Origin of the sequence: Paenibacillus sp. FSL H7-0918, assembly GCF_038007025.1 — a bacterium.
GTDB lineage: Bacteria > Bacillota > Bacilli > Paenibacillales > Paenibacillaceae > Paenibacillus_AQ > Paenibacillus_AQ odorifer.
This window is the reverse complement of record NZ_JBBOWJ010000002.1, coordinates 437,425-451,685: the sequence shown is the minus strand read 5'-3', so window position 1 is coordinate 451,685 and position 14,261 is coordinate 437,425. Positions and strand designations below refer to the sequence as shown.

12 protein-coding genes are annotated in these 14,261 nt (G+C 46.5%); 11 read left to right on the top strand and 1 reads right to left on the bottom strand.

Annotated elements, in window-relative coordinates:
* Positions 1-38: 38 nt before the first annotated feature.
* Both MHI15_RS15925 and MHI15_RS15920 read left to right on the top strand, forming a co-directional pair.
* Positions 39-962 carry a carbohydrate ABC transporter permease gene (locus tag MHI15_RS15925; RefSeq protein WP_076193532.1) on the top strand — a complete coding sequence of 308 codons (924 nt, stop codon included), beginning with the start codon at positions 39-41 and terminating at the stop codon, positions 960-962.
* Positions 959-1,828 carry a carbohydrate ABC transporter permease gene (locus MHI15_RS15920; protein ID WP_076125340.1) on the top strand — a complete coding sequence of 290 codons (870 nt, stop codon included), beginning with the start codon at positions 959-961 and terminating at the stop codon, positions 1,826-1,828. The genes MHI15_RS15925 and MHI15_RS15920 overlap by 4 nt, the downstream gene beginning before the upstream one ends.
* A 214-nt stretch (positions 1,829-2,042) precedes the next feature.
* On the opposite strand, the gene MHI15_RS15915 is transcribed toward MHI15_RS15920, so the two are convergent.
* Entirely contained in the window at positions 2,043-3,572 is a 1,530-nt protein-coding gene (locus MHI15_RS15915; protein ID WP_340012091.1) for a PucR family transcriptional regulator, read from the bottom strand.
* Between the two features lie 195 nt (positions 3,573-3,767).
* Between MHI15_RS15915 and MHI15_RS15910 the strand changes: the two genes are divergently transcribed.
* The 9 genes from MHI15_RS15910 to MHI15_RS15870 are packed head-to-tail and all read left to right on the top strand — an operon-like array spanning position 3,768 to position 14,223.
* Positions 3,768-4,019, top strand: a complete 252-nt coding sequence (locus tag MHI15_RS15910; RefSeq protein WP_076125336.1) for an acyl carrier protein — start codon at positions 3,768-3,770, stop codon at positions 4,017-4,019.
* A gap of 11 nt (positions 4,020-4,030) precedes the next feature.
* Complete coding sequence (locus MHI15_RS15905; RefSeq protein ID WP_341164595.1) at positions 4,031-5,779, top strand: CocE/NonD family hydrolase; 1,749 nt, start codon at positions 4,031-4,033, stop codon at positions 5,777-5,779.
* A 17-nt stretch (positions 5,780-5,796) separates the two neighbouring features.
* Positions 5,797-6,180, top strand: coding sequence for a holo-ACP synthase (locus MHI15_RS15900; protein WP_076125332.1), 384 nt, complete (start codon positions 5,797-5,799; stop codon positions 6,178-6,180).
* Positions 6,181-7,185, top strand: a complete 1,005-nt coding sequence (locus tag MHI15_RS15895) for a phosphate acyltransferase (protein ID WP_340977167.1) — start codon at positions 6,181-6,183, stop codon at positions 7,183-7,185.
* Between the two features lie 4 nt (positions 7,186-7,189).
* The gene (gene buk, locus MHI15_RS15890) at positions 7,190-8,323 is read left to right on the top strand and encodes a butyrate kinase (RefSeq protein ID WP_341164594.1); all 1,134 of its coding nucleotides are present in this window, start codon (positions 7,190-7,192) and stop codon (positions 8,321-8,323) included.
* Positions 8,316-9,239, top strand: coding sequence for an alpha/beta hydrolase (locus MHI15_RS15885; protein WP_076125327.1), 924 nt, complete (start codon positions 8,316-8,318; stop codon positions 9,237-9,239). The genes buk and MHI15_RS15885 overlap by 8 nt, the downstream gene beginning before the upstream one ends.
* A gap of 23 nt (positions 9,240-9,262) precedes the next feature.
* Entirely contained in the window at positions 9,263-10,717 is a 1,455-nt protein-coding gene (locus tag MHI15_RS15880) for an FAD-dependent oxidoreductase (RefSeq protein WP_341164593.1), read from the top strand.
* A gap of 3 nt (positions 10,718-10,720) precedes the next feature.
* Positions 10,721-12,859 carry an FAD-dependent oxidoreductase gene (locus MHI15_RS15875; RefSeq protein WP_081393540.1) on the top strand — a complete coding sequence of 713 codons (2,139 nt, stop codon included), beginning with the start codon at positions 10,721-10,723 and terminating at the stop codon, positions 12,857-12,859.
* 2 nt (positions 12,860-12,861) lie between these two features.
* Positions 12,862-14,223, top strand: coding sequence for an NADH-ubiquinone oxidoreductase-F iron-sulfur binding region domain-containing protein (locus MHI15_RS15870; protein ID WP_076125325.1), 1,362 nt, complete (start codon positions 12,862-12,864; stop codon positions 14,221-14,223).
* Positions 14,224-14,261: the final 38 nt, after the last annotated feature.

The following is a 14,261-nucleotide window of genomic DNA, read 5'->3' as shown; positions in this document are numbered from 1 at the left end:
CGGCGGCCATATTATGATCTTCAGGTGGGGAGATAGAGATGGAAATGATTAATAAATCTCCGAAACGTCGTTCACGTATTCATGCAGGTGAGGCACGAGCCGCGTATATATTATTGATCCCTGCCTTCCTTGGGCTGATCTTTCTAACGTATCTACCTCTTATTGGGGTGCTCGGGATCAGCTTAACGAATTGGACGGGACTTTCAGACCCCAAATTTGTTGGCTTCGAGAATTATATTAATCTATTTACCACTGATCCTTATATTAAAGATTCTATTATCGCTACGGTCTACTTTGCCGTCTTATCGGTAGTTGGAGGCATGATTTATTCACTTTTTATTGCGATGCTACTGAATCGTAAAATTCCGGCTAGAGGGTTTTTCCGGGCTGTGTTCTATGTACCGTACGTTTTGCCGGCAGCCGCAATATATGTAGGATGGTCCTGGTTATACGAAGCTAATTTTGGATTTTTTAACTTTATTCTCTCTGAGATGGGTTTGAACAAAGTTTCTTTTATCGCGGATTCCAGCTATGTCATTCCATCCCTATCCTTGATTTCGGTTTGGCTGTCAGGTAACTTAATTGTTATTTTCTTAGCTGGGCTGCAAAATGTTCCGGTCGTCTACCATGAAGCGGCTGAAATGGATGGTGCGAATGGATGGAAACGATTCTTGCATATCACTTTACCGTGCATGTCGCCCATTATCTTTTACAATTTGCTAATGAGCTTGATTGCCAATCTCCAAATTGTTACGCCGGCTCTTTCATTAACGAATGGGGGCCCGGGTAATTCTTCACGCTTTTTAACTTATCTGATGTATGATCAAGCTTTTGTAAATTATAAATTGGGGTATGCTTGTGCGACAACAGCCGTTATTTTTGTTATTCTTGCAGGCTTTACTGGTGTATTATTCAAAACCTCCAACCTATGGATCTTTAATGAAGGGGGCGATGACAAATGAGTGTAGCCTCATACGGAAGATTAAAGAGCAAAAAACGTAATAATCAATGGATGAACCTGATCTCGTTTGTCGTTGTTATTTTTTTTACTATACTCGTGCTCTTTCCAATCTGGTGGATATTTCGCACGTCGCTCATGTCGAATGCCGAGATATACCAATATCCGCCTTCACTGCTGCCAGGAAATTGGTTGTTTTCAAACTATGCAGAAACGCTAGAGATCTTTAAGTTTTGGAAATATTTATGGAACACTATGATTATTATTGTACCCGCCTGTCTGGCAGGAACCTTTACAGCGACTTTATGCGGTTATGCCTTTGCAAGACTGCGTTTTCGGGGCAAAAAATTGATTTGGGCTCTTTGTGTCGGTTCGATGCTTCTACCTGCCATGGTTACACTTATTCCGCTATATATTGGGTGGACGAGAGGCTTAGGAATTCATGACAGCTATCTGCCGTTGATTTTGCCTTATTTCTGTGGTGGCGGGGCTTTTAATATCTTTTTGATCAGGCAGTTTATCATGTCTATACCGAGAGAGCTTGATCAAGCAGCAACGATCGATGGCGCTGGATATTACCGCATTTTGTTCAGCATTATTATGCCGGCCATTAAATCTGCGATGATCGTCGTCGCATTATTTATCTTTATCGGTTTATGGAATGATCTACTTCAACAGATGATTTACATAAACTCAAGCGATAAGTATACGATAGCCTTGGGACTAACCGCCTTTAGAGGCCAACTAAAGCAGGACTGGTCGCTGACGATGGCGGCTACGTGTATGTCCTTTGCGCCGGGTGTCATTTTTTATCTGATTGGTCAAAAATATTTCGTAGAAGGAATCACGTTGACAGGACTGAAAAATTAGCTTCAATGGCTAAAGATAGCGCACTGTAATCTGCTCTGAAGTATTAATGGGGGCACCTTTCTGCTAAGGCTTAAGTTCCGAGCCCGGCGGTATAAGGTGCCCTTTATTTGTGCTGTAAAAGCTTCTACAGATTATGAATAAAGTTATATAGGTTTGCTGGGACGAGTCCTCTCTTTGAATTGGAACGTCCATACAAATTCCTCGAAGATTAGTTTTATTTATGTACTTCGTATTTTAAGTTCAGAAAATGAAATGTCAATTGCAGTTTGAGACGAATATCACCGTTGCTTAAGTCTAATTGGAAAAGCTCCCGGATCCTGTTGATACGATAGAACAAAGTGTTTCTATGGATAAAAAGTGCTTTTGCCGCAAGAGCTGGAGTGTCCACATACTGAAGATAGGCTTCAAGGGTAGGCAGCAAACTTGTTTTGTGGGTATGGTCATAAGCAATAAGCTTCTGAATAACCGGATGACAGAAATCAGCAAGATCATGATGTTCAGATATGATTTTTCCAATATGCTCACAGAGATAGTCCTCATACACATAGATTGACTTGTTAAAGTCAAGTTGGAGTCCTAAGTCGATGGCAGCCAGACATTGTTTGTAATATTTTCGCAAAAAATTTAATTGACTGAAGGAATCACTCATTGAAGCAGTCAGACTATTTACTTGCAGAAACTCCAGAATCCGTTCTTCTTTAGTAATTATTTCGTGGGATGAATCGGTGAGAGAGATTAGAAATACAATGCGCCCTTGAAAAACGATCCAACGGTTGTTTGGCAGGAATTGACTTAGATGCTGCGCGACCAGTTGAACTTTTCCCTCAAAAAAACCGTTGTTTTGGTCAATTAAGGTCAACACACGCAAGTTAGAGGACAGCGGCCACTCCATATGAGCCAAGCGCATTGCAATGACATTAGCATCATAGAGATCACCAGTAAGGAGTTCGGTAAGCAGAAAGCTATGAACCATTCCTTGATTGGATTTATAGAAATCACTCTTCTGCAATTCTACCGAAACCAGTTCGCAAAGAAATTTTACTAGTTCAAAATCAATATCAGTAAATTCACGATCAAGCTCCATAACACTAACCTGTGCAAATTCTATACCGTGGACGTACACAAAAGCTGTAATCCAACCGTTCTTGGTCTCGGGATCACGAGAGTAATAAGGAAAAAGAGCCATCCGGGTCCGCTCGTATAAATTGGATTTCTTCATGCTTTGAATATTTCGGTCAAGGACATAACCTAAGTGTCTCTGTTGTTCAATATCAGGTCGGCTGGGAATAGGTGCTTGACACATAGCAAGTAATTTATAGCCAGCATCAACAATGATAACCGGATTACCAAAGATGCGGGTGGCTTCATTCGTCATGTGCTGCAATCCTTTGTTGGAGTTAAGTGCAGAGATAAGCGTGTGCATATGCTCAATAAGCCGATTCTCATGAGCAAGGATAGTAGAGATTTTCTCTGAAAGATCCAGCAAATCCAGTTCATTTGGCAGAAGGGTAAGGCAAGTATAAGAATCAACAGATGCGTCACAATCCTGAATACAGAAAAGTGGGGTGTCTGTTGGAAAGTCCCTTGGTATATCTGAAAGCTTGCCTAAATAGGCAGTGTCAGTCTTGAATACGGAGCAGGGTCGCAGGATAGCAAATTCGTTAATCTCTTTGGTTTGTAATGCCTCTTCCGGCCAGGCAAGACAACAGTCGCTAAGTTTTCTGATGATCTTTTGAAGATTCACGAGAACAGCCTCCAATAGCACTAGGAACCTTTGTGCAATTTTACAAAACTTTGCTGAAATAACCGATCACGATTAAGTTGCAGCACATGGGAGATAACGCTCTCATTATATATACTGAATTTATCACATGCAGCAATAAATGACACTTTAGCTTGAAAATGTGTGATGAGCTGTATTCAACAAGGAGGGATTGTATTGGAATTACGTGAAGAAATTTATGCGAAGCTGGTGGAAAGAGCTTCGCCTTTATTCGGGAAGAAGCCGGAGGAATTGTCGGAAAGTCTTTCATTTACGAGTGATTTACAGGCAAAATCTGTGCATTTTTCGCAGATCACTACTTTCTTGGAGGACGCTTTTAATGTTGAAATTCCATATATGAAATTTCGCCGGAAACAAACCATCGCTGAGGCTGTTGATTATGTGCTGGAAATTTGCGAGAACGGATAAGGAGAAGGACAATGAACAAATTTTTTACAAAGAAAGAAATGTTTCAGGGCGAAGAGCTTGAGAGTATTTACCGTGTGGCCCGTCGGCCTGTTAATAAAGAGCAGGATATTGATCTTTCTGCAAGTGAAAATCCAATGGATGCAATGGGACAAGGTTTCTGTCCTCCCTTCAACCAACGAACATACATTGCGGGTGAAGGTGTGATCTGTCAGCAAGACGTACCCGTTAAAATGCGTGACGGGGTGACTATCTACTGTGATATATATATGCCGGAAAACCGAATAGACAAGATTCCTGCACTAGTTTCCTGGAGTTTTTTCGGGAAAAGGCCAGGAGAAGGAATGAGTGAGTGGCAGATTATGGGCGTTCCTCCGCAGACCGTATCCAAACTCGCAAAGTTCGAGTCTCCGGACCCTATGTATTGGTGCCGAATGGGTTACGCCGTTGCCAACGTTGATACTCGCGGTGCAGGTCATTCCGAAGGTGATGTAAGCATGTTCAGTCGTCAGGATTGTGAGGATGGCTATGATTTTATCGAATGGCTGGGTGTTCAATACTGGTGTAACGGTCGAGTGGGTATGGGAGGAAACTCTGGTGTAGCCATGACCCAGTATCGTGTAGCAGCTTATCAACCTCCCCATCTCGCCTGTATAGCCCCGTGGGAAGGCACGACTGATGTGTACCGGGAAGCAATTTATGAAGGGGGCATCCCAGCACTTAGCTTCAATGAATTCATCGCAGCTTCGGTTACGGGGAATGGCGGTGTCGATGATCAAGTGGCTATGGCACGGAAATATCCTTTAATGAACGGTTACTGGAGTGACAAAATTCCTGATTTCAGCAAGATTACGATTCCGTGTTACTGTACCGCCGGCTGGAGTCATTTTCATCTGCGTGGTTCAATTCAGGGCTATCGTAAAATTAAGACGAAGCAGAAATGGCTGCGCGTACATCGCGATTTTGAATGGGCAGATGCTTATGATCCTTACAATCTTGAGGACCTGAAGCGCTTCTATGACCGCTACCTGAAAGACATTCATAATGGCTGGGAATTAACCCCCCGTGTCCGGCTTGATGTTATGGATGCTTTCGATTGTGATTACCAGGTACAGCGCAAGGAAAAAGGATTTCCTCTGGAGCGAACTCAATATACACGTTACTACCTGGATGCGGCCAGCATGAGCATGCAAGAAGGTTCTGTTTCTGCCGCATCCGAAGTAACTTACGACTCGGACAGTGGAGAAGCAATCTTTGATATGGAATTTAAAGAGGATACTGAGCTGACCGGTTATATGTTTTTACGGCTTTATGTTGAAGCAGCCGGGCATGACGACATGGATCTTTTCATTAATATTCAGAAGGCTGATGGAGAGGGCAATTGGATTCCCTGGCATGTACTGGATGAGCCGCATCCCGGAGCATGGGGTAAGATTCGTGTTTCGCACAGAGAGCTTGATTCAAAGCTTAGTACCCACTATCAGCCTGTGCTTTCTCACGAACGTGAGCTGAAGCTCACTGGGGGAGAGGTAGTTCCGGTGGATATCGAAATTGTACCTTCCAGCCGGATCTGGCATAAAGGTGAGAAACTGCGGGTGCAGGTGGCAGGCCGCTATATCCGGGAGGGTTGGTTCGAGCCTCTAGCGTGGGACACAGACAATAAGGGCAGACACATCATTCGCACTGGCGGGGAATATCAATCCTTCCTTCAGGTACCGGTAATTCCGCCACGTTATCAATCTGGTGAATATATCTACCGTTAGATATGGAGGAAAGTCCGATGATCGGTGTGGGGACAGATATCGTGAATTTTTCTCATCTGCGAGCCATTACGCTGGTGCAGGAAGATCCATTTATACAAAAAACATATACTCCGAATGAGATCGCGCAAGCTATAAGCCGTCCGGAGCCTTTTTATTACTATGTAACGCGGTTTGCCGGCAAGGAAGCGGTGTTCAAGTCTCTAGCTATCAGTGGCGAGGGAGTTAGTCTCAAAGAGATTGAAATCCTTAATGATGCCGAAGGGCGGCCTAATGTGATACTGCATGGGGAAATCGCCAAACGGGCGCTGCAAAGCTCATGTGCGCAAGTGAAAATTTCCCTTTCTTATGATACAGACTACGCGGTGGCCTTTGCCATAGCTGCAGATGGAAGGAGTATATAAATGAGCCTGCTGGAAACGCTCGAGCAAAAAGCACGTCTTCATCCCAAAAGGGTGGTTTTCCCGGAATGTGATAATGAAATGATTTTGAAAGCCGCCGCGGAGGTGGTCGCACGCAAGATAGGCCAACCTGTGCTAATTGGCAATTCAGAGAGTATCAGTGCGCGTGCGGTGGAACTTGGAATTTCGACTGAGGCATTCAGTTTCTTCAATAATTCGAATGAGCAGCAGTTAGAAGAACTCGCTGACGAATATACAGCACGTTTTGATGAGTTGAGCAGAAAAGCGGTCCTGCGCAAGGCAAAAGATCCAGTAAACTGTGCGATGCTGCTGGTTAAGACCGGCAGGGCTGATTGTGCAGCTGCTGGACGCGAGTATACTACGGCTGAGGTTATAGTGGCGGCTCAAAGCATTATCGGGATGCAGGAAAGCTTTAGCAGCATTTCAAGTCTTGGTATTGTGAATGTGCCGGGCTTTGAGGGTCCTGAAGGTCAGCTGCTTGCTATAGCTGATTGTGCGGTGAATGCCGCTCCCGATGCTGACGAACTTGCTGACATCGCCATATCCTCTGGACATACTGTCAAAACGCTGCTCGGCTGGGAGCCTCGTATTGCTATGCTTTCCTTTTCTACATGTGGCAGCACGGAGCATGAGAGTATTGATGTTATCCGCAAGGCAATCGATATTGTACATGGCAGAGTGCCGGACTTGAAGATCGATGGTGAATTTCAACTTGATGCAGCTATATCCCCAGGGGTGGCTGCAAACAAAGTGAAGCGTGAAAGTGATGTCGCTGGCAAGGCAAATGTGCTTATATTTCCAAATCTGCATGCCGGGAATATAGGTGTCAAGCTGATACAGCTTTTTGGTAAAGCCGATGCATATGGGCCTGTACTTCAAGGCTTTGCACAGCCGATCTGCGATTTTTCCCGCAGTGCTCCGCTTTCCGAAATGATGGGCAATATTATTATGCTAATTGTACGCGCACAGCATGGAAAGGAACTGTGAAGACATGGAAAGGATATATAAAATTTTTACGCTCAGCCCAGGCTCTACTTCAACAAAATTGGCGGTTTTTGAGAACAACACACAAGTATTCAAAGCGAATGTTGCCCATGACCCGGCAGTTCTAAAGACCTTTGCAACTATTGGCGACCAACTTCCTTACCGGCGCGAGACGATTCTATCGGAGTTATATAAGGCTAAAATCAGCCTTACTGCTATGGATGCTTACGCTGCGTACAGTGGAGGTTTGGAAAGCATGGTTGGTGGCATTTATCCGATTAATGAAGCCATTCTTAAGCATTCCCGGGAGGGAAGAACGGTCAAGCATCCGGCAATTCTCGGCGCACAGCTTATTCAAGCATTCTCGGATGAATTTGGCGGAGCACCTGCATATTTGGTCAACCCACCTGATGTTGACGAATATGAGGAGCTGGCCCGTTTTACAGGGATAAGGGGCATTTATCGAGAGAGTAGAGTACATGTGCTCAATCAGAAAGAAGTCGCCATGCGGTATGCCAAAGAACTACGCAGACCGTATGAGGAATGCAACTTTATTGTGGCGCATGTGGGCGGGGGGCTATCTGTTACTGCCCATAAGAAGGGAAGAATGGTAGACGGCAATGATGTACTAAATGGAGAAGGTCCTATGGCGTCGAATCGTTCTGGCTCAGTCCCTGCCGTCCCCATTATTGATATGTGCTTCTCCGGTGAATACACCCATCAGGAAATGATTCAGAAGATCAGCAAGACAGGAGGACTAGTCAGTCATCTCGGTACAGATAACACCATGGAGATCAAAAAAATAATTGCTAGCGGAAATACTTATGCGAAGCTTGTTTATGATGCTATGGCTTATCAGTTATGCAAAGCTGTCGGTGCTTGCGCAGCAGTTCTTCAAGGCCAAGTGGACGGGATCATTCTCACAGGCGGCGTCAGCAATGACCTCTATTTTACAGGTTTTGTGGAGCTATACTGTGGCTGGATCGCACCTGTTAAGGTGTACGGGGGTGATTTTGAAATGGAGGCACTTGCGGCAGGCACTGTGCGTGCTCTGAACGGTGAAGAAGAAACCAAAGTGTATACGGGTTATCCCGTATGGGAAGGTTTCAACAGAACAGAAACAGGAAAATCAAATGGATGATTTCTTGCAAAGCTTCATTAAAATCATACCCTCCATTCGTGCATCTGAAAGAATGGTCCTGTTGTCACAGCATATTCATGGAGAGCGGCTGGAAATACCTTGCGGTGAAAGCCACAGTGTTGAAGTTTGGTTGCATCGTGCCCAGCGGCAAAACTCGCCAGTACTTTTTGAGCTGCATGGCGGGGGGCTAGTGCTTGGCGATGCTGCCAAGGATGATAACCTGTGCGAGGAAGTCAGAACTCTTATTGGCTGTCACGTAGTAGGGATAAATTACCGCAAAGCTCCTGAGAATCCTTACCCTGCAGCGCTAGATGACGTCTGTGGAGTAATGAAGTGGTTTGCCGAAAATGCTGAAAGCTTCAGTATGGACCCTTCACGGTTTGCAGTTATGGGATTCAGTGGAGGGGCGACTCTTGCTACAGCCGCATCAATGAAGGCAAGGGAACAGGATCGCTACTCTATTTGCTGCCAGATTTTGCATTACCCCTATCTTGATGCCGTAACTGATCCGGCAGCGAAGGAGCGCTGTTTGTCCGATATGGCCCCAGAGTTGATGAAAGCGTTTACTTTTCTATATTCAAGTGAGGAGCAACGGAAGGAACCCTATGTATCACCGCTCCATGCGCCTGAACGGTTCATTACTAATATGCCGCCGGTCATTATAGTACTTGCCGAGTGTGATGCGTTGTGCTATGAAGGCGAACAATATGCAATTCGTTTGTCCAGGGCAGGCGTTCCAGTCTTTATACGGCAGATGCAAGCTGCGCACCATGGCTATATAGAAGATGCTTTTAATAGTGCCTGTTATAACGAACTTCCCATAGATACAAAAGAAACCCATGCAATCAACTTCCGTGAGCTGGCAAATGAGGCGGTGGAATGGAGTGCGCAATGGTTAAGGATGTATTTAAATTAATGTTTCTAGGAAAGGAACTTTATATGAGACGGATCGAGACAGAAATAGTTGTAATTGCCGCAGGACCTTCCGGATTGGCAGCCGCTGCGCAAGCTGCTGAGAACGGAGCGAGGGTAGTAGTGCTGGAGAAAAACAGTACGGTAGGTGGCGCAGCAAATATGGGGATGGGACCTCTGGGGATAGGTACGCGGCAGCAAAAATCCATGATGGTAGATATCAGTGTAGAACGGGCCTTCAAAATGTTTATGGAATATACGCATTGGCGCGTAGATGCCACTCTTGTGAAAAGGTATTTTGAAAATTCCGCCAATACCATTACCTGGCTAGAAGAGATGGGCGTCCAGTTTGCTGGCGCATACAAATATTTTCCGAAATCTGAGCAGACCTGGCATATCGTAGCAGTGAATGGTGGCATTGGCCGCAATGGCGGTGCCATCATGAATAAAGCAATCATGGAATACGCACGTGAGCATGGGGTTGAGTTTTATCTTGAAACCCCTGCTCAGCGTATTCTTACAGATGGACAGGGCAAGGTCTGCGCAGTTATTGGCAGAGGGCCTGAGGGTGAAGAAACTGAGTTCCGATGCAAGGCTGTTGTTGTAGCTACGGGAGGTGCAGGTGATAATCCAGAGATGATTAAGGAGCGCACCGGCTATAGCTACAAGGAGGATATGTTCAATTTTGCAATACCCGGACTCAAGGGTGACGGAATTCGTATGGCCTGCGAGGCAGGGGCTGCGACAACCAATATGACTGTTGAAATGATCTACATTCTGCCACATTCGGATACCGGTCCGGATAGTGTGCCTGCCGTACTGATGCAACCTAACCTGATGGTGAATCAACTCGGCAAACGTTTTATTAATGAGGAAGAAATGCAGAACAATACCTTCACCGGCAACGCCATCGCTATTCAAAAAGGGCGTGTAGGTTATTCCATTATTGATTCCACTATTCTAAAGGGGTATAAGCGCAATGGTCTTGATGTCATAAACTTTGTGCATGACCCGGATGATGTCAGTGATTTTGATGAGGTCGTAGAGGATTACATCCTTCAGGGCAATCCGGACATTATCAAAGCAGACAGCATTGAGGAGCTAGCTGAAAAACTTGGGATCGTTCCAGAGGCTTTGCTCGATACAGTTGATGAATACAACGATATGTGTGATAGAAGTGATGAGCTCTTCTTCAAAAACAAGACTTATATGAAGCCTGTTGTGAAGGCACCCTTCTATGCCGGATGCTTTCGTCCCAGCGCGTATGGCACACTTGGCGGTATAAAAATAAACGATAGAGCAGAAGTGCTGGATAAGGAATGGTTGCCTGTACCCGGTCTGTACGCTGCCGGTACAGATACCTGTACCATTTACGGGGACAGCTATATGTTTCTTTTACCCGGAAACACGATGGGTTATTGCTTGAATACGGGACGTTTTGCTGGTGAAAGTGCCGCTGAATATGTGAGAGCAGAGGAATAAACGATGAAGGACGAACAAGTGACACTGGTGATTGACGGAAAGACCGTATCTGTGCGTACAGGTGGAACGATTCTAGAAGCTGCACTATCAAACGGTATCTATATCCCGAACCTCTGTTACCATGAGAATCTTCGTCACACTGCCTCCTGCCGACTCTGCATGGTGCGTCAGGAAGGGAAAAAGGGTGTCGTGGCTGCCTGTGCTGTAAAGGCGGAAGAAGGAATGGTCATTGACAGTAAGGATGCTCTCGCTGAAAACGTACGAAAGCTTTCTGTTGATTTAATGTTCAAAACACATCCAAGTGAGTGTACAGGCTGTCCAAAATTCGGACACTGCCAGTTCCAATCCATTTCCCAATTTGTCGGAGATACGGGGCGCCGCCTCCGGGCCAACCCGATCCGTATTGCTGAGGATGTCAGGAACCCGATTATTCTTCATGAAATGACCCGCTGTATTCTATGTGGAAGATGTGTGCGTGCATGTGAAGAGATGCGGGGTGTGGGAGCTATCCGCTTTGAGAAGGTTCAGGGCCGGTTGCAGGTTGTAGTAGATGGTAATTCCCTGCAGGATGCAGATTGCCGCTTTTGCAGTGCTTGTGTAGAGGTATGCCCCACAGGAGCTATTCGTGAACACGAGGCCATTACGCAGAAGATGACTGGAAAGTCCCGTACAGATGCCCTGGTTCCATGCCGGGCGGCTTGTCCTGCCCATATTGATATACCCAAATATCTGCGGTTCATACGGGAAAAAAATTATCCGGCTGCGGCTGCCGTCATGCGCGAAAAAGTACCGTTTCCCCACGCGCTCGGGTACATATGCACCCATCGCTGCGAATTGGAGTGTAAACGTAATTTTCTCAATGAACCGGTGGCCATACGTGACCTGAAACGCCATGCCTGCGAGCATGATGACGGTAGTTGGAAAACTCGTTCTTTCCAAAAATCGGCCACTGGCAAAAAGGTCGCTATTATTGGTGCAGGTCCTGCTGGTCTGACGGCAGCCATGTACCTTGCAAAGCTAGGTCATGAGGTAACTATTTATGAAGAACGCCAAAAGGCTGGCGGTATGATGCAATACGGGATTCCACAGTATCGTCTTCCCCGGGAGATCGTTGACCGAGAAATCGGCATGATCCTGGAGTTGGGTGTGAAATTACAGACCGGTGTTCGGATTGAATTTCCTGCCTCCCTGATCTCAGAAGGATTTGACGCTGTTTTGGTAGCCGTAGGGGCTCATAAGGGAGCGCGTCTGCCACTGAAGGGCGCCGGGCTGGAAGGCGTATATACGAATATTGAATTTCTGCGCCAGACGGCAGAGGGGGAGGCTCCGACTGTCGGTAAGAACGTAATTATTCTGGGTGGGGGAAACGTTGCCTTGGACTGTGCAGGAATCGCAAAACGGTTTGGCGCGGAAACCGTTCATCTGGCTTGCCTTGAAAGCCGAAATAAGATGACCGCATCTCCTGAAGAGCTTCGCTGGGCTGAAGAAGAGGGAGTGCTGGTGCATAACAGCCGAACGTTTCTCGCCATTAACGGCAGCGGCGACGGTAAAGTGAACGGGCTGCGGATGGCAGAAGTGAAAGGCTTCCAGTTTGATGAGAATGGCAGGAGTGTCATTGATCTTATACCTGGCAGCGAAACGATACTCCCGGTTGATACAGTGATTTTTGCAGTAGGTCAAGGACCTGATTTGGCAGAGGGCTGTGGGTTAGCCCTTGGTCGTGGCAGCCGCATTGTTGTCGAAGCGAATAGCTGTGCTTCAAGCATTCCCGGTATTTTCGCAGCCGGAGACTGTGTAACAGGCACAGATTCAGTTATTCGTGCCATAGCAGGTGCGCGCCTGGCTGCTTCAGAGATGGACCGGTTTCTCGGCGGGGACGGCAATATTGAGGAAAATCTTTCACCGGAGCAGGCGGTTTGCCCGAGAATTGGTGCAATTAAAGGCATGAGTGATAGAAAGCGAAAGAAAACACAGATTGTTGCACCAGAGGAGCGTTGCCAATGCTTTGATCCGATGGATCTGGGTTATTCTGAAGCGCAAGTACCGGATGAGGCGCAACGTTGTCTGCAGTGTGATCTGCGACTAGAAATAGCTGCGCAAAAATTTTGGAATGATTATTCGAGTGTTGCCAGAGGTGAATAAAGATGCCACATGAAGTCAGCCGAACTCCCCATTTTCTGTCGCCTTTCCCGAATGCTGAAGAGCCTGCTATTCAGGAGCTTTTGGAGAATAGGCTAGCAATTTCAGCTTCGGACGCGGCAGTAAGAATTAGAGCACTTGCATTGACGGATAAACAAGGAGTGCTTCTCGATGAACGTTTATCCGCAATCAATCCAGATGACGGGAGACCCGTATTAATCTGCTCTCTCGCACAGGAGTTAGATGGATTCACGGACTTTATTCTTGCGCATGTCGCGAGTCGAATAGCAGCAGGGCTGGCAATGGCTGCAAAGATTTGCATGGATTGTGAGATTCTGATCTATGCCGAGACAGAGGCGCAAGCTGAGATGTTGGCGGCACCGCTGCGTGAGATAGCTCCGGCCTCGCTTATATCAGTGAAGTACGGACCGGCTTCTCCTGTCCTGCGGGAAGAAACAGCATTATACAATGCCATAGACAATGGTGTAATACGTTGTGACTTATGGGTGAAAAGCTTCAGTGCCGAAGGCTGGCAAGGGAGACCTACCTTCCTGCTGGATGTGGAGACTGCGTACTGGATTTACGAAGGTGTAAGCAGTTCCCGCCGTCAGGAGAAATTAATAATGATTACAACAGATGAGAGAACCAGGGTTGTGGCAGTTGCACTTGGCACCCCTGTGTCTGCTCTGTTAGAGGAGCTTGAACTTGCGCCAGCCAAGCCCCTGCTGCTGGGTGGCATGCTCGGGCACTTCGCATCGGCTCCGGCCTTAACTTCGGAATTCATAAGCTATGATTCTGTTTATGACAGTATCCGAATCTTTACCGACAAGCACTGTATGGCAACTATCGCCAAAGGGTTACTTAGCGCTGCAGCGGAGACATCCTGTGGAAAATGTGTGATTTGCCGTGAGGGGAGCTGGCAACTCAAAGCAGTCTTCACTGATGTTACCGAAGGGCGCGCAAAAAAAGAGGATCTTGATTTAGTAACAGATATTGGCGAATTAATCGGAGCAGGATCTTTTTGCGCATTTGGAAGAAATATGGTGGGGCCGGCGTTATCTGCTGTTGCCTGCTCCCGTCTTGATCTTGAAGCCCATATTGTACGCAAGACCTGTCCGGCTTCGGTGTGTACCCATTTTCTTGCCTATGTCATTGATCCGAAATTATGCAGCGGCTGCGGGGAATGTCTTGATGTCTGCCCGGAAAATGCAATCCAAGGGAAATCAGGCTATATCCATATGATCGATCCGGCGATTTGTGAAAAATGCGGAAGGTGTACGGAAGTCTGTGAAGAGAATGCGATTGTCACTGCATCTGGTCGCATCCGTGTCCCCAAACAGCTGACCAGGGTGGGCAGATTCAAGTAAGTAACAGAAAAATGGAAAGAGCATGCCATATCGGCTGC